17 protein-coding genes and 1 tRNA gene are annotated in these 14,220 nt (G+C 61.7%); 13 read left to right on the top strand and 5 right to left on the bottom strand.

Going from position 1 to position 14,220, the window contains the following annotated elements; translation table 11 throughout:
* The 6 genes from HP499_RS02665 to HP499_RS02690 form a co-directional block, all read left to right on the top strand.
* Positions 1-766 (top strand): sensor histidine kinase (locus tag HP499_RS02665; RefSeq protein ID WP_172322406.1); only part of this gene is annotated, 766 nt, incomplete at its 5' end.
* Positions 763-1,455, top strand: coding sequence for a response regulator transcription factor (locus tag HP499_RS02670; RefSeq protein ID WP_172322407.1), 693 nt, complete (start codon positions 763-765; stop codon positions 1,453-1,455). The genes HP499_RS02665 and HP499_RS02670, both read left to right, overlap by 4 nt.
* Positions 1,456-1,555: 100 nt before the next feature.
* Positions 1,556-2,005, top strand: a complete 450-nt coding sequence (locus HP499_RS02675) for an Lrp/AsnC family transcriptional regulator (protein ID WP_172322408.1) — start codon at positions 1,556-1,558, stop codon at positions 2,003-2,005.
* Positions 2,006-2,271: 266 nt separating this feature from the next.
* The gene (locus HP499_RS02680) at positions 2,272-3,714 is read left to right on the top strand and encodes an amino acid permease (protein ID WP_172322409.1); all 1,443 of its coding nucleotides are present in this window, start codon (positions 2,272-2,274) and stop codon (positions 3,712-3,714) included.
* Positions 3,715-3,801: 87 nt separating this feature from the next.
* Positions 3,802-4,956, top strand: coding sequence for an alanine racemase (gene alr, locus HP499_RS02685; RefSeq protein ID WP_172322410.1), 1,155 nt, complete (start codon positions 3,802-3,804; stop codon positions 4,954-4,956).
* Positions 4,957-4,992: 36 nt separating this feature from the next.
* Positions 4,993-5,808, top strand: coding sequence for an IclR family transcriptional regulator C-terminal domain-containing protein (locus HP499_RS02690; protein ID WP_172322411.1), 816 nt, complete (start codon positions 4,993-4,995; stop codon positions 5,806-5,808).
* On the opposite strand, the gene HP499_RS02695 is transcribed toward HP499_RS02690, so the two are convergent.
* From HP499_RS02695 to HP499_RS02705, 3 genes are read right to left on the bottom strand one after another with little or no spacing between them, the layout of a single operon-like run.
* Positions 5,805-6,572: an IclR family transcriptional regulator gene (locus HP499_RS02695; protein ID WP_172322412.1), complete on the bottom strand. Its 768-nt coding sequence runs from the start codon at positions 6,570-6,572 to the stop codon at positions 5,805-5,807. The genes HP499_RS02690 and HP499_RS02695 overlap by 4 nt on opposite strands.
* A 47-nt stretch (positions 6,573-6,619) precedes the next feature.
* A complete protein-coding gene (locus tag HP499_RS02700; protein WP_172322413.1) occupies positions 6,620-7,360 on the bottom strand; it encodes a cyclase family protein in 741 nt (246 codons plus the stop codon).
* Positions 7,357-7,803: a hypothetical protein gene (locus tag HP499_RS02705; protein ID WP_172322414.1), complete on the bottom strand. Its 447-nt coding sequence runs from the start codon at positions 7,801-7,803 to the stop codon at positions 7,357-7,359. The genes HP499_RS02700 and HP499_RS02705 overlap by 4 nt, the downstream gene beginning before the upstream one ends.
* A 164-nt stretch (positions 7,804-7,967) precedes the next feature.
* Here HP499_RS02705 and HP499_RS02710 point away from each other — a divergent pair, with 164 nt between their 5' ends.
* From HP499_RS02710 to HP499_RS02720, 3 genes are all read left to right on the top strand, one after another.
* On the top strand, positions 7,968-8,849 hold the full coding sequence (locus HP499_RS02710) for an intradiol ring-cleavage dioxygenase (RefSeq protein WP_172322415.1): 882 nt from the start codon (positions 7,968-7,970) through the stop codon (positions 8,847-8,849).
* Between the two features lie 37 nt (positions 8,850-8,886).
* On the top strand, positions 8,887-10,194 hold the full coding sequence (locus HP499_RS02715) for a M18 family aminopeptidase (protein ID WP_172322416.1): 1,308 nt from the start codon (positions 8,887-8,889) through the stop codon (positions 10,192-10,194).
* A 225-nt stretch (positions 10,195-10,419) separates the two neighbouring features.
* The gene (locus HP499_RS02720; protein WP_172322417.1) at positions 10,420-11,835 is read left to right on the top strand and encodes an amino acid permease; all 1,416 of its coding nucleotides are present in this window, start codon (positions 10,420-10,422) and stop codon (positions 11,833-11,835) included.
* A 28-nt stretch (positions 11,836-11,863) separates the two neighbouring features.
* Here HP499_RS02720 and HP499_RS02725 read toward each other — a convergent pair whose 3' ends face one another.
* Positions 11,864-12,016 carry a hypothetical protein gene (locus tag HP499_RS02725; protein ID WP_172322418.1) on the bottom strand — a complete coding sequence of 51 codons (153 nt, stop codon included), beginning with the start codon at positions 12,014-12,016 and terminating at the stop codon, positions 11,864-11,866.
* A gap of 120 nt (positions 12,017-12,136) precedes the next feature.
* Here HP499_RS02725 and HP499_RS02730 point away from each other — a divergent pair.
* Positions 12,137-12,219: transfer RNA gene (locus tag HP499_RS02730), tRNA-Leu, on the top strand.
* Between the two features lie 72 nt (positions 12,220-12,291).
* Here the strand turns inward: HP499_RS02730 and HP499_RS02735 are convergent.
* Entirely contained in the window at positions 12,292-12,630 is a 339-nt protein-coding gene (locus tag HP499_RS02735; RefSeq protein WP_172322419.1) for a YnfA family protein, read from the bottom strand.
* A 266-nt stretch (positions 12,631-12,896) separates the two neighbouring features.
* On the opposite strand from HP499_RS02735, the gene rpsF reads away from it, so the two are divergent.
* The 3 genes from rpsF (at position 12,897) to rpsR (ending at position 14,202) form a co-directional block, all read left to right on the top strand.
* Positions 12,897-13,202 (top strand): 30S ribosomal protein S6, encoded by a 306-nt coding sequence (gene rpsF / locus HP499_RS02740; protein WP_011776755.1) that lies wholly within the window; start codon positions 12,897-12,899, stop codon positions 13,200-13,202.
* Positions 13,203-13,252: 50 nt separating this feature from the next.
* Entirely contained in the window at positions 13,253-13,834 is a 582-nt protein-coding gene (locus HP499_RS02745) for a single-stranded DNA-binding protein (protein ID WP_011776754.1), read from the top strand.
* 128 nt (positions 13,835-13,962) lie between these two features.
* On the top strand, positions 13,963-14,202 hold the full coding sequence (gene rpsR / locus HP499_RS02750) for a 30S ribosomal protein S18 (RefSeq protein WP_003800144.1): 240 nt from the start codon (positions 13,963-13,965) through the stop codon (positions 14,200-14,202).
* Positions 14,203-14,220 lie beyond the last annotated feature (18 nt).

Consider the following 14,220-nt stretch of genomic DNA (forward strand, 5'->3'; position numbering starts at 1 on the left):
GACCATCATGTTGTCCAATCTTTTGGCCACCGGCATCGGCATTTCGGTCCGGCAGCGGCGGGAGCACGAGGCTGAGATCGCGGCATGGGCGGCCCGCACCACGCAGCTGGGCAAGGTGACGGAGCGGAACAGGATCGCCCGTGAAATGCACGACGTCGTGGCGCACTCCCTGACTGTGATGATCAGTCTCTCGGATGGTGCCGCCGTGGTGGTCAGGAAGAACCCGGAGCGCGCGGGTGAGGTCCTTGGCGAATTGTCCCGGACCGGCAGGGCCGCTTTGGCCGATATGCGCCGCGTGCTGGGTGTGCTTCGTGACGACTCCGGACGGCCTGCGCCGCTCACGCCCTTGGAATCCGGGCACAACCTCGCCAAGCTGCTGGATGGCTTCCGGACCGCCGGCCTGCCGCTGCATTATGCGCACTCAGGCCCTGGGCTGCCGGCCGATCCCGCGTTTGAACTCACCGTTTACCGGATTGTCCAGGAGTCCCTGACTAACGTCCTGCGGTACGGCCGTTCGCTGAGCCGTGTTGACGTCCAAGTGGCCCGCGACGCCGATTTGGTCACCATTGACGTGCACGACGACGGCCGCGGAACCGTGGATGGCAGCAGCGACCCCGTGGGCAGCCTCGGCACTGGCCAGGGCATTGCCGGGATGAATGAACGCGCCGGAATTTATGCTGGAATCGTTACGGCCGGGCCCAGCAAAAGGGGAGGCTGGGCAGTTCACGCGGAGCTCCACTGGGCCGGCGACAAGGGGGAATCATGACAGAAGACATCATCAAAGTGCTGCTCGTGGACGATCAGCCGCTGCTTCGAATGGGCTTTCGGCTCATCTTGGAAGGCGAGGACGACTTCCATGTGGTGGGTGAGGCGTCCGACGGCGCCGAAGCCGTTCGCCAGGTGGAAGCGCTGGCACCGGACGTGGTGCTGATGGATGTTCGGATGCCCACCATGGACGGGATCGAGGCGACACGCCGCATCTCGGACTCAGGGTCCGAGGCACGGGTCATCATCCTCACCACTTTCGACCTCGATGAGTATGCCTTCACGGGTTTGCAGGCCGGCGCTTCGGCCTTCCTCCTCAAGGACGTAGCTCCGTCGGAACTGGTCCACGCTGTGCGGCTCGTGGCCAGCGGTGATGCCGTGGTGGCTCCCCGGGTGACGCAGCGGCTTCTGGAAACGTACGTTCGCGGCGGGGCGGTACCCGGGCAGGCGCCAACAGCCCACCGTGATCCGTTGCTTGACGATCTCACCCCACGCGAAACCGAGATCCTCACCACCATTGCCGAGGGCCTGTCCAACGCGGAGATTGCCCACAAGTTCTTCCTCTCGGAAGCGACCGTCAAGACCCATGTACGCCGGATCTTGAGCAAGCTCCAGTTGCGCGACCGGGTGCAAGTTGTGGTGTATGCCTACGAGACCGGGCTTGTGGTGCCGAGCAACCCGGACTACTGAGCACATTCTTCCGGGATGCGGGGACGTATCATGTCTTTCGCGGCCCTTTCGGTCCGGGCAGGAGCTTGCTGTTCCTGCAGATGTAGATGGAAAGGGACACATGGAGCGGGCTGGTCTGGACAGCATCGATCAGAGAATTCTTGCGGAACTCACCAAGAATGCCCGCATCCCGCACGCTGAACTTGCCGGCAAGGTCCTCCTGTCCAGAAATGCGGTGAGGCAGCGGATTGATCGCATGGAGCGGCAGGGGTATATCCAGGGCTACACGGTGGTAGCCGGAGTCGACGTCGATTCCTTGGTTTCCGCCTTCCTGATGGTGTACCGCAAGGACCGGATGCGGGGGGCCGACGTACTGAACGAGCTCCGATCCATTCCTGAAGTGGTCTTGTGTGATGTCCTCAGCGGCGACTTTGACCTCATTGTCCGCGTTGAAGCGCGTTCCCATGGCCGTGTCCAGGAGATCTGGGAGCAGATTGCGGCTCTTCCCGGAGTGAGTGACACCGTGACGGCAATAACCTTGTCCAACGTGGTCCGGCGGGCCTCCCTCTAGGAGACGTAGTGCCGGGGTGGGGCTCCCGGTTTCCCGCGCCCCCCACCCTCCGTGACTGATCCGGCCTCAGGCGGGCATTCTGACTCTTCCATGGTCACTTCGACATGCCCGGAACGCATAGTGTGCGTTATTCGCATTCACAAATGTTTTTAATGACTAAAGTCACAGAATCTGTGTTACCTTCGTCACTACAAGCGCCCCAACGGCTCCCTGCTCCGGAAGTCATCGGCGTACCGTTCGCATCTGTCACTTAACGGAGACAAGACATGGAATCTTCAACACCCCTGAAACTGGATCATCCAGCCGATACTCCCTTGGCTCCTGCGGAACCCGGGTTGCGCCGGTCCATGGGACCACGGCATCTGATCATGATTGCGATGGGAGGTGTAATCGGCTCGGGCCTCTTCCTGAGCTCTGGCTACACCATCTCGCAAGCCGGCCCCCTGGGAGCAGTGATCGCCTACTTGGTCGGCGCCTTTGTGGTCTACCTGGTGATGGCATGCCTTGGCGAACTCGCCATTGCCTACCCCGTCTCCGGCGCCTTCCACATCTATGCATCCCGTTCGATCGGTCCGGCAACGGGCTTCGCCACGGCCTGGCTTTACTGGCTCTGCTGGGCAGTGGCCATAGGGTCTGAGTTCACAGCCTCAGGCTTGCTCATGCAGCGCTGGTTCCCCGACGTGGAGGTCTGGGTGTGGTGCCTCGTCTTCGCTGCCATCCTCTTCGGCTTCAACGCGTTCTCCTCCAAGTTCTTCGGGGAATCCGAGTTCTGGTTCTCGATCGTCAAAGTGGGGGCAATCATCGCGTTGATCGTCTTCGGCGGAGCTGCGCTGTTCGGCTTCCACCCCCTTGCGGAATCCGGCAACCACCCGTTCCTCTTCGAGAACTTCAATACCTCAGGCGGTCTCTTCCCCAACGGTTTCACCGGTGTCCTTGTTACCGCCTTGGCCGTCTTCTACGCCTTCTCCGGCTCGGAACTGATCGGCGTCGCAGCGGGAGAGACCAAAGACCCGGCTAAGAACATCCCCAAAGCAATGCGCAGCACAGTCATCCGGCTCCTGATCTTCTTTGTGGGTGCCATCGCCGTCATTGCTGCAACTGTCCCCTTTGACCAAGTGGGGTTGGATGAAAGCCCGTTCGTCACGGTCTTCTCTTCAGTGGGTATCCCCTTCGCAGCGGACATCATGAACTTTGTCATCATCACCGCACTGCTCTCAGCAGGAAACAGCGGATTGTTCTCCTGTGCCCGGATGCTCTATTCCCTGGCCGATGAAGGACACGGCCCCAGGGCACTGAAGAAGCTGACCCGCCGCGGAATTCCCTTGGTGGCTCTGTCCGTCAGCATGGTGGGCGGCCTGGCATCACTGGTCAGCAGTGTGGCTGCACCGGAGACTGTCTACCTGGCCCTGGTGTCCATTGCCGGATTCGCCGTGGTGGGTGTGTGGATGTCCATCACGGCCTCGCACTTCTTCCACCGCAGGGCATTCATCCGGAATGGCGGAAAGGTGTCCGATTTGGCCTACAAAGCACCGTTCTTCCCGGTCCTGCCCATCCTGGCCTTCACCTTGTGCCTGGTGTCCCTGATCGGCATCGCATTCGACCCCACCCAGATCGCTGCGCTGTACTTCGGCGTGCCTTTCGTCGCAGCGTGCTACCTGTTCTTCCACTTCCGCTACGGCCCGAAGGCCAAGGCAAAGCGTTCGGCCTGATCCACCACTGGCCTGATCCACCACTGGCCATCCATCACGGCCGGGCGTCACGCCCGGCCGTGTTCGCCAATTCCGGGGGACAACAGAATGACAGTGAAGGAAACACTCTCTGGGGAGACAGATGATCTTTCCAGTTGGCTTGAGATTGACGGCGCCGCCTTCTCCGAAAATGTCCGGTCCATGCTGGGCATGCTCCAAGGAAGGGCCATGCTGTGCGCCGTGATCAAGTCCGACGCCTACGGGCACGGCGCGGACCTGCTGTTGCCTTTCCTGGTGGCGTCAGGTGTTCCGTACATAGGGGTGGGCACCAACGCAGAAGCAGGACTTGCCCGGGCACATGGCTTCACCGGGAGGTTGTTGCGGGTCAGGGCCGCGGCGCCGCAGGAGATCAAGGCCGGACTTCGCCATGGCATCGAGGAGCTCGTTGCTGATCCCCGGAGTGCCTGGGAAATGAGCAGGATCGCCGACGGTGAGGGACAGGGCCTGCGCGTGCACTTGGACATCAATTCCTCGGGAATCAGCCGACACAGCCTCGATGTGTCCTCCCCTGATGGACTGGCATCTGCAGTGGAAATCATCAGTCATCCGCAATTGGAGCTCGCCGGCATCATGACGCACTTTCCGCAGGACGATGTGGACCACGTGGCGCATGCGCTGGACCGCTTCGAAGCCGAATCGAGCGCAGTCCTTCACGCAGCAGGGATACCCCGGCATGACGTCCTGCTGCATGCCGCAAACTCCTACGCAACGCTGAACGTTCCAGCCGCGTGGTTGGACATGGTGCGCACAGGCGCTGCGCTGTACGGCGACTCGGATCCGCGGCACGCCATGTTCCGACGCTGCATGACCTTCAAGGCCAGGATCGGGTCAGTCAACAGCTACCCCGCCGGAAGCAGCGTCGGTTACGGACTTACCCATACCCTTGCCAGGGATTCCCGCCTCGCCACAGTCACCGTGGGCTACGGCGATGGGTATCGACGCTCACTTGGCCGGCGGGGGCATGTGCTGGTCCGTGGACAGCGGGTGCCGGTGGTGGACATCATCTCCATGAACTCCATGGTTGTGGACGTCTCTGCAGTGAAGCATGTCCGCCCCGGGGACGAGGTAGTCCTCTTCGGCGTGCAGGACGGCGGGACGGTCTCCGTAGGGGAACTTGAAGCCGCGAATGCTGCGATCCTCGCTGACCTGTACACAGTGTGGGCCAACCGGTCCCGTGTCCTTGCCGCAGGTGTCAGCGTGTGAGAATGGCGTGAGCGCTTGGTGGAAGGAGCGGATTTCGTGGAGGTGTCACCGGAGGCGTCATCCTTGGCCCAGGGACTTCGCCTTGTCCGAATGGTCACGGACCGTGAAAAGCAGGGACGCCAACTCCTGGGCGTCTCGCAGCTCGCGGCAGGCCTGGACATGGAGCAAAGCCGGGTCTCCCGATTGGCTCAGGAGTTGTGTGACCTGGGACTGTTGGAACGGGTGGACCGCGGCCCCTTCCGTACAGGACCACAATTCTTCAGCCTGGCAGCTTCCCTTAACAGCACCTGGGTCCAGCAGTCACGTGCTGAGCTTGAAGAACTGGTGTCCGCTTTCGGACTCCGGTCCAGGCTGTCCGTCAGGGAGGGCGTCCGTGTTCTTTTGCTGCGTTCGTCCACCAACAACTCTGTCCTGGGTGGGTTCGCCAAACCTGGCATGGTGACGCCGGTGTGGTGCACAGGTTCGGGGCGGGCCTTGCTGTGGGACCATTCGCAACCGGACATCAGTTCCTTGCTGAGGGATGTGAACTTCATAGGCGTTGGTGGACCAGCCGCGGCGCACACAGCCCCCGAAGTCTCACAGTTGATGGAGCGCGATAGGCCTGGAGGCTATGTCCTGGCCGCTGAAGAATTTGAGCATGGAGTGTGGGAGCTGGCCGTTCCCGTTCGGGCTGAGGATGGCCGGATCATCGCAGCCCTCAGCGTGCTGGGAAGCAAGTCCGCAGTGGAGCTTGCAGCCCCGGAAATCGCCGCCGTTCTTCACGCCAGCGCCCGGAGGCTCGGCGCCGAACGCCTTGGCACCCAGGGACCCGACGCCCAACGCCTCAGCGGCCAGCCGGCGTCGGACGTTTAGGCGCGGGCAACTCCGCCAACCCTGGACTCGAGCCACATCCGCCAGGAGGCCAGGGCCACGGCGAAAGCCTCCCGCTGGGGTTCCACCCGTGATTTTGGCCCGACGATTTGCAAGGCCGCCGCGACATCTCCCTTGAAGTCCCGGATGGGCGCGGACAGCGAGTAGAGCCCGGGTTCGGCTTCTTCATCAACAATCGAGTATCCGCGGACGCGGGCGTTGTTGAGCCGTTCAAGGAAATCATCCACGGATACCGGTGTGTTGGGACCGTGCTTCACGAATTCGACTGTGCCAAAGATCTTCCGGATCTCGGACTCCGGGGCGTCCCACAGGAGCGCCTGGCCGGCATCACTGCAGTAGGCGGGGTAGGGCCGGCCCAGCCAGGAACCCACAAGGTTTGCGCTCTCGGGAACTTGCTCGCCAATGGTGACGGTGCTGTTTCCGCTCAGTACGCCCAGGAAGCAGGCCTCGTTGGTTTCGGTGGCCAACCCCTCCAAGGCGGTGAGGCCGTCGGTCTTCAGCCGTTGCTCGGTGACCAGTTGGGCGTCCGTGAGGATGGACCAGTCCAGGCTGTACTCGCGTTGTTCCGATCGTGACAGGAAGCCTTCCTGCTGTGCGCCCTTGAGGCTTCGCGACACCTGGCTGCGGTCTTTGCCGAGGCGGGCTGCGACGTCGGCCACCGTGCCGCCGTCGAAACCTTCCGCATGACGGGCCCCCACTGCAAGAAGGGCCATCATGCCGCGGCCCATGCTGGAGGTCTTTGACATGGATCGATTCTAGCTACCCTCGGCCTGCCCAGGCGTCACTGTCGGGGCTAGTGGATGGAGAATACCCTGGCCGGAAAACCACTGCCCTCGAGCGGCTTGGCCCATGTAGCCACCAGTGCGGCTCCGGCTTCCGGAAGATGGTCCATGGAGGCAAGGAGTTCAATCTGCCATTTGTCCTGGGCCAGGACGTAGGTTTCCAGGCTGAAATCCTGCCGGGAGGTGGCCATGCCGGGGTCGGTGTCAGTCTGTTCGTGCCCCACCGCGCTGACTGAGCGCTTTTCGATCAAGTACTCCAGTACTTCCCGCGACCATCCGGGTGTGTGGCTGATCCCGGCGTCGTCAACGTTGGCCATGGCGGCACTGTCCGGCCAGCGGTGGCTCCATCCGGTGCGGAGGGCTACAAACGACCCCGCCGGAATGTCCCCGTTGCGGCTCTCCCAGCCGTGGACGTCCTTCAGGGTGGGGGTGGCATCCGGATTGGCCGCCACGCGTTCGCTGATATCCAGGACCACCAGTGGCAGGATCATGTCCTCCACCGGCAATTGGTCGAGTGTGCGGCCGCCGCGGACAAAATGCGACGGCGGATCCACGTGGGTGCCCCACTGACCCACGATCGAGTACTTGTGGGCCGTGAATCCGTCTCCCTTTTCCAGGTCAAAAAGGGTTTCCCTGGATTCGTCAGGAAAGGCCGGGAAATGCGGTTGTCCTGTATGAAACGCGTGCGTCAGGTCGGTGAAGGTCCGGTTCCGGAGCAGCGGCGCCAATTCCTGCCACAGTGGGGTACTCATGATGCCACCCGCACATCGGCGTGCGCTGCGGAGCTGCTGGAGACGCTGAGCGGCCCGGAAACTTCAATGACCGGGACTTCCCAAGGGTGGATATCGACGATCCTTTGCACCAGCTCCTTGACAGTGCGCTGGTCAAGGGAGTCGTCGAAGTAGGTGGTGAATACAAACGTCGGCGAGATGGTCCGCTGTCCTACGGTGCCCAGCGTGGGCTTGGCTCCCTCAGCCACAGTGAAGCCCTCGAAACCCGCGGAGGACTCGAAAACGTGGTGGTAATTGCCGAAGCCCCCCAGTTCGGGCGCAGATTGCAGTTCGTTCAACAGGGAGGTGATGCCGGCATCGGAGTCAAGGGCTCCAAGGTCGCCGCCGGCCAGTTGCTTCATGGTTTCCACCGGGATTGGCCAGTGGATCCGGAGCTTGCGCACCGGTTTGAGTTCAATGTTCATGGCGAGTGACCTTCCGTCTTTATGTCCGTTCAGTCATCGTGCCATGACGTGACGCTCATTACAAGCATATGAAAATGTTTATATTGCACGCCGGCTCAACTCTTCACAGATGTGCCACAGCTGCCCCATGTACAGGACACAGGCCCCGCGCGTTACATGGAGACATGACTACTCCCCACCCGGACCACGACCGCGGCCTTGAGTTCGATCTCTCCACGCTCCTCAACCGGCGACGGACTTTAGGCGTCCTCCTCGGCGCCGGAACAGCAGCAGCCCTCGCCGCCTGCACGCCCGGTACGGGAGGCGGCGGCGCAACGCCGTCGAGCACTGGCAGTGCCGCCGCTACGGCGAGTCAAAGTTCGACGACGGCGGCCTCACCTTCCGCTACCAGCACTGTGACCCGGGCGTTCGCGGAGTGCGGTGTGGAGATTCCCGAGGAGACATTGGGGCCCTACCCTGCCGATGGTTCCAATGGCCCCAACGTGCTTGAAGCCTCGGGAGTAGTCCGCCGGGACATCAGGTCCAGCTTCGGAACGTCCACAACAGCCGCTGAGGGAGTACCCCTGACAGTGACCCTGACGCTCCTGGACAACGCGAACGGTTGCTCGCCACTGGCTGGTGCCGCTGTATACGCCTGGCATTGCGACCGGGACGGCAAGTATTCCCTCTACGATTCCGGCCTCGAAAACGAGAACTATCTGAGGGGCGTGCAGGAGGCTGACGCCAATGGGCAGCTGACCTTCAGCACCATCTTTCCGGGTGCCTACAACGGGCGATGGCCACATATTCACTTTGAGGTATTCGAATCCATGAGCAACACAACCACGGCGGGGCAGGTGCTGGCGGTCTCCCAGATTGCCCTCACTGAAGCGGCGTGCAAGGAGGTCTACGCCACCGACGGCTATGAATCCAGCGCCCGGAACTTCCCCAACACCACGTTGACCTCGGATAACGTCTTTGGTGACGACGGAGGCATATACCAGTTGGCGACTATATCCGGTTCGGTTGCAGGCGGATATACGGCTGCCCTGAACGTCACCGTCTAGCCCGATCACGGCCCCAAGCGGGGCTAGACTCGGGGTCATGCCTTCGAACGCCTCCTCAGCAATTGACCACATCCGGGACCTCGGCGCCTATGTTTCGGCCTCGCCGTCGAGTTTCCATGCAGTCCACGAGGCCGCGCGTCGCCTGGATGAGGCAGGCTTCACTGCACTGGATGAGCTGAAGCCTTGGGAAGGCGGAGCGGGCAGGTTCTACGTACTCCGCGACGGCGCCCTGATCGCGTGGGTGACGCCGAAGGGCGCGGGCCCCACTACTGCCTTCAATATCCTCGGCGCGCACACGGACTCACCGTCCTTCAAGCTGAAGCCCAAACCCACCACCGGCAAATTCGGCTGGCTGCAGGCCGGCGTCGAGGTCTACGGGGGACCCCTGCTCAATTCCTGGCTGGACCGGGAACTGCAGCTGGCCGGCCGGCTGGTCATGCGTGACGGCACGCAGCACCTGACATCCACTGGCCCTCTTCTTCGCTTCCCCCAGCTGGCCATTCACTTGGACCGCGGGGTTAACGACAATGGGCTGCATCTGTCCAAGCAGCAGCATATGAACCCGATCTTCGGCCAGGGGGACCCGGTTGGGGAGGACCTTCTGGCATTGCTCGCGGAGCGCGTTGAGGGTGCCGCGGTGGATGCCGCTGACATTGGCGGGTACGACGTCGTGGTGGCAGACACGCAGCCACCCGCGGTTTTCGGGGCCAACAGCGAGTTCTTCGCTTCAGGTCGAATGGACAACCTGTCCTCCACCCACGCGGGCCTGGTGGCATTGATCAGCCACGCTGCAACAGCTCCTGAAGAGGGCCCCATCGCTGTGCTGGCCGCGTTCGATCATGAAGAGATCGGCTCCAACTCACGCTCCGGCGCCTGCGGTCCCATCCTCGAAGACATTCTTGTCCGCGTATCGGACGGGCTCGGTGCCTCGGTGAGCCAGCGGCGGCAGGCCCTGGCGGCGTCGTTCTGCGTTTCCGCGGATGCGGGCCACGCTGTCCATCCCAACTATGCGGAGAAGCATGACCCTGCCAACAAGCCGGTGTTGAACGGCGGGCCGCTGCTGAAGATCAATGCCAATCAGCGCTACGCCACGGATGCCACCGGTGCTGCGTTCTGGGCCCGGCTATGCGACGAGTCCGGTGTTCCCTACCAGGAATATGTGTCCCACAACGATCTCCCGTGCGGGTCCACCATTGGGCCCCTGACTGCTACTCGTCTTGGCATCCGCACGGTGGACGTGGGCATCCCCTTGTTGTCGATGCACTCTGCGCGCGAGCTTTGCGGCGTTGAGGATCCCCGGTTCCTGACCACTGTTGTTGAGTTGTTCTTCCGCACTTCAGTGTGAGCTGAAGCCTCAAACACTCATTTCAGGGCTGTTTCAAAAGTTCTCTACACGAAACAAAAGATGCCCAGAGGATTACATTTTGTGCACAAAGCCCTTTTTGGCGGTGTAAAAATGTTCGGCTGCACAGCCGTGGTGCCTGTGTAGCAGGTTAGCGTGAATGAGTCATGTGGCCCGTGGCACACCACGCCGGCCACCCCGCGAACACCTAAAGGACGGCGCAGATCCATGCACGCTGACCAACAACTTTCAAAATCCCTGAAGCCCCGACACCTCTCCATGATTGCCATAGCCGGCGTCATTGGCGCAGGACTCTTCGTCGGCTCCGGCGCTGCCATCCAGCAGGCTGGTCCCGGCATCCTCGTGGCTTACCTGGCTGCCGGCCTGGTGGTCATCCTGGTGATGCGCATGCTGGGTGAGATGGCTGCTGCCAACCCGGAGACCGGCTCGTTCTCCACCTACGCAGACAAAGCCCTTGGCCGCTGGGCGGGCTTCAGTATTGGCTGGCTCTATGCGTGGTTCTGGATCATCGTCCTCGGCATCGAGGCAACCGCCGGCGCCGCGATCATGCACCGCTGGGTTCCCGGCGTGGACCAGTGGATCTGGGCGCTGATCTTGATGGTGCTCCTGACGCTGACCAACCTTGGTTCCGTGAAGTCCTACGGCGAGTTTGAGTTCTGGTTCGCGTCCATCAAGGTGGCGGCAATCGTCATCTTCCTGCTGGCCGGCATCGTTGCCATCCTGGGCCTCATGCCGGGCGTTTCCGCGCCGGGCGTCGCCAACCTCCTTGACCAGGGCGGCTTCATGCCCAACGGTCCGGGCGCGGTTCTTGCGGGCATCCTCGTGGTGGTCTTCTCCTTCTTCGGCGCCGAAATCGCCACCATCGCGGCCGGTGAGTCGGAGAACCCCGTGGACGCCGTCAAGAAGGCCGTGAAGTCCACTGTGTGGCGCATCCTCATCTTCTACATCGGCTCCATCGCCATTGTTGTCACGCTTCTGCCGTGGAACGACGCTTCTGTTGCAAAGAGCCCGTACGTTGCCGTGATCGAGCTCTACGGAATCCCGGGCGCTGGCACCATCATGGACATCGTTGTGCTCACTTCCGTGCTGTCCTGCTTGAACTCCGGCCTTTACACCGCCAGCCGCATGCTGTTCTCGCTTTCGCAGCGCGGCGATGCCCCGAAATCATGGATGAAGATCTCCAAGCGTGGCGTCCCGGCAGCAGCAGTCCTGGCCTCCACCGTGGTGGGGTTCGTGACGGTGGGCCTGAACTACATCGCCCCGGACACTGTGTTCCTGTTCCTCGTGAACACCTCCGGAGCCATTGCGCTCTTTGTGTGGCTGGTCATTGCAGCCTCGCAACTCATCCTGCGCAAGCGCATGGGTGCTGCGGCCAAGGAGCTCGACCTCAAGATGTGGTTCTTCCCGTACCTCACGTGGATCGCCATCGGCGCAATTGTGGCCCTGATCATCGGTATGGTCATCATCGAATCCACCCGCGAGTCGCTCTTCCTGTCGCTGGCTTTGGCCGCGATCGTGGTGGGCATCGGCGTGTGGCGCTACCGCAAGCGTGGCGCAAATACACCTGAGGCGACCACCAAAGAAGCCGAGCAGGCGACTATTGGTGGGGGACCGGCGTCGTAGACGTCCTTCAGCAGCGGGGCAGCCAGCGTCAACGTTCGACGTCGGTTGCCCCGTTTCGCTTCTTGTCAGCCTGGAGGATGCCGTCGCGTACACCTGAGCGGACCACGAAGTACAGGGCGTAAAGTCCAATTGCCGAGAAGGTGATGGTCAAAAGCAGGGCACTAACAGGTGTGGCATCCATGGGCCCAACCCTAGCGGGAGGCTCCCAGGGGAACAGGAATCCACGGATCGGGCAGGTTCGTGTTACTGTCTTTGTCGCTGTCGAGGAGAAAAACGAAACACTGTTTCTCCTGATCACCTTGCGCGGGTGGCGGAATGGCAGACGCGCTAGCTTGAGGTGCTAGTCCTCGAAAGGGGGTGGGGGTTCAAGTCCCCCTCCGCGCACAAAGAAAACCCCCGGAAGGTCACCTTCCGGGGGTTTTGCAGTATCCGGGCTGACGCGGGCCGCGTTGATGCCTAGCCGCCCGGGCGGGGCGCGAACATGATGACGCCCACCCCAACCAGGCAGATTGCCGCGCCGATCACGTCCCAGCGGTCCGGACGGAAGCCATCCACCAGCATTCCCCAGGCAAGTGAGCCCGCGATGAACACGCCCCCATAGGCGGCCAGGACCCTGCCGAAGTGTGCATCGGGTTGGAACGCCGCGAAGAAGCCGTAGATCCCCAGGGCGACCACGCCCAGGCCGGCCCACCACCAGGCTTTGCCCTCCCGGACGGCCTGCCAGATCAGCCAGGCGCCGCCGATCTCTGCAACGGCGGCCAGAACAAAGAGGATGGTGGACTTCAGGACGGTCATGGATCCAGTATTCCGTGCTCCATGTCCGCCTTGTTTCCTGCCTATTCATTGCAGGGCGCCCGGGTTATCCACATACGCCAAGTGGCCGGTTCCAGCCGTGCAGGCTCTCGAATAGCTTTGAGTGCAGGAGATGCACTAAGATATTGAAGTCTGTGTTACGCCCTCTTGCCGTGTCTTCGGTGGGGGAGCGCCGACGCAGCATCGCAAATGAACCTCCTGTTACGGAAATACCGTAACCGCTTAGCCCAAAGGAGGTGGGTTCACATATGCGTCCTTACGAATTGATGGTAATCATCGACCCCGAGGTCGAAGAGCGTACCGTAGAGTCGTCGCTTCAGAAGTTCCTCAATGTCATCACCACCGATGGTGGAACCATCGAAAAGGTAGACATCTGGGGCCGTCGCCGTCTGGCGTACGACATCAAGAAGAAGTCCGAAGGTATCTACGCAGTGGTGAACTTCACCGCAGCACCGGCTACCGCCAAGGAACTTGATCGCCAGCTGTCTCTCAACGAGACGATCATGCGCACCAAGATCATCCGCCCTGAAGACCAGAAGGTCGTTGCTGAGTAATCAGCCCCTTCCAGATCTTTACCCCGAAGGAACGAACAAGGAGGCAGTAGATGGCAGGCGAAACCACTATTACGGTCATCGGTAATCTCACCAATGACCCGGAGCTGCGGTTCACCCCGTCTGGCTCGGCAGTAGCGAACTTCACCATCGCTTCTACTCCCCGGACCTTTGACCGCCAGTCCAATGAGTGGAAGGACGGGGAAACCCTGTTCCTCCGCGCATCTGTATGGCGCGAAGCAGCCGAGAACGTAGCGGAGTCCCTCACAAAGGGAATGCGCGTCATCGTTTCCGGCCGTTTGAAGAGCCGTTCCTACGAAACAAAAGAAGGCGAAAAGCGCACCGTAATTGAGCTTGAGGTCGACGAAATCGGCCCCAGCCTGCGTTACGCAAACGCCAAGGTCAACCGCACCCAGCGCTCCGGCGGCGGGCAGGGCGGCTTTGGTGGCGGTAACGCCGGTAATTCCGGTGGCTTCGGAGGTGGCGCTCCTGGTGGAAACCAGGGCGGCGGCAACTCCGGTGGAACCTGGGGTGGCAACCAGCCCGCACAACAGCAGGATGACCCTTGGGCTACGCCCGGTGTCAGCAACGCTGGCGGCTGGGGCAACGGCCCGGATTCCGAACCTCCCTTCTAAACAAAACATAAACGTCCGACGCCGGACACTCACCGGAACTGCCGCAAGGCACCAAGGTGACAACCGCCGTCGAACACCACCATCCCGTGGATCAATATCCACGGGCTCCATAGAAAAGGAGCTCCACGATGGCTAAGGCTGAACTCCGTAAGCCCAAACCAAAGTCCAACCCCTTGAAGGCCGCTGACATCACTGTCATCGACTACAAGGACGTAGCACTGCTGCGCAAGTTCATCTCCGACCGCGGAAAGATCCGCGCTCGTCGCGTCACTGGCGTTACCGTTCAGGAACAGCGCAAGATCGCCCAGGCAATCAAGAACGCCCGCGAAGTTGCTCTGCTGCCTTACTCCGGCGCTGGCCGCGGCTAAGGGAAGGGATTAACTAAC

The organism is Paenarthrobacter sp. CM16 (assembly GCF_013179505.1).
GTDB lineage: Bacteria > Actinomycetota > Actinomycetes > Actinomycetales > Micrococcaceae > Arthrobacter.

Excerpts from the sequence above, each read along its gene's own strand:
- HP499_RS02735 (WP_172322419.1), bottom strand. The coding sequence starts at position 12,630 with ATGACCGTCCTGAAGTCCACCATCCTCTTTGTTCTGGCCGCCGTTGCA.
- HP499_RS02705 (WP_172322414.1), bottom strand. The coding sequence starts at position 7,803 with ATGAACATTGAACTCAAACCGGTGCGCAAGCTCCGGATCCACTGGCCA.
- HP499_RS02675 (WP_172322408.1), top strand. The coding sequence starts at position 1,556 with ATGGAGCGGGCTGGTCTGGACAGCATCGATCAGAGAATTCTTGCGGAA.
- rpsF (WP_011776755.1), top strand. The coding sequence starts at position 12,897 with ATGCGTCCTTACGAATTGATGGTAATCATCGACCCCGAGGTCGAAGAG.
- rpsR (WP_003800144.1), top strand. The coding sequence starts at position 13,963 with ATGGCTAAGGCTGAACTCCGTAAGCCCAAACCAAAGTCCAACCCCTTG.
- HP499_RS02670 (WP_172322407.1), top strand. The coding sequence starts at position 763 with ATGACAGAAGACATCATCAAAGTGCTGCTCGTGGACGATCAGCCGCTG.
- HP499_RS02720 (WP_172322417.1), top strand. The coding sequence starts at position 10,420 with ATGCACGCTGACCAACAACTTTCAAAATCCCTGAAGCCCCGACACCTC.
- HP499_RS02680 (WP_172322409.1), top strand. The coding sequence starts at position 2,272 with ATGGAATCTTCAACACCCCTGAAACTGGATCATCCAGCCGATACTCCC.
- alr (WP_172322410.1), top strand. The coding sequence starts at position 3,802 with ATGACAGTGAAGGAAACACTCTCTGGGGAGACAGATGATCTTTCCAGT.
- HP499_RS02695 (WP_172322412.1), bottom strand. The coding sequence starts at position 6,572 with ATGTCAAAGACCTCCAGCATGGGCCGCGGCATGATGGCCCTTCTTGCA.
- HP499_RS02745 (WP_011776754.1), top strand. The coding sequence starts at position 13,253 with ATGGCAGGCGAAACCACTATTACGGTCATCGGTAATCTCACCAATGAC.
- HP499_RS02710 (WP_172322415.1), top strand. The coding sequence starts at position 7,968 with ATGACTACTCCCCACCCGGACCACGACCGCGGCCTTGAGTTCGATCTC.
- HP499_RS02700 (WP_172322413.1), bottom strand. The coding sequence starts at position 7,360 with ATGAGTACCCCACTGTGGCAGGAATTGGCGCCGCTGCTCCGGAACCGG.
- HP499_RS02715 (WP_172322416.1), top strand. The coding sequence starts at position 8,887 with ATGCCTTCGAACGCCTCCTCAGCAATTGACCACATCCGGGACCTCGGC.
- HP499_RS02725 (WP_172322418.1), bottom strand. The coding sequence starts at position 12,016 with ATGGATGCCACACCTGTTAGTGCCCTGCTTTTGACCATCACCTTCTCG.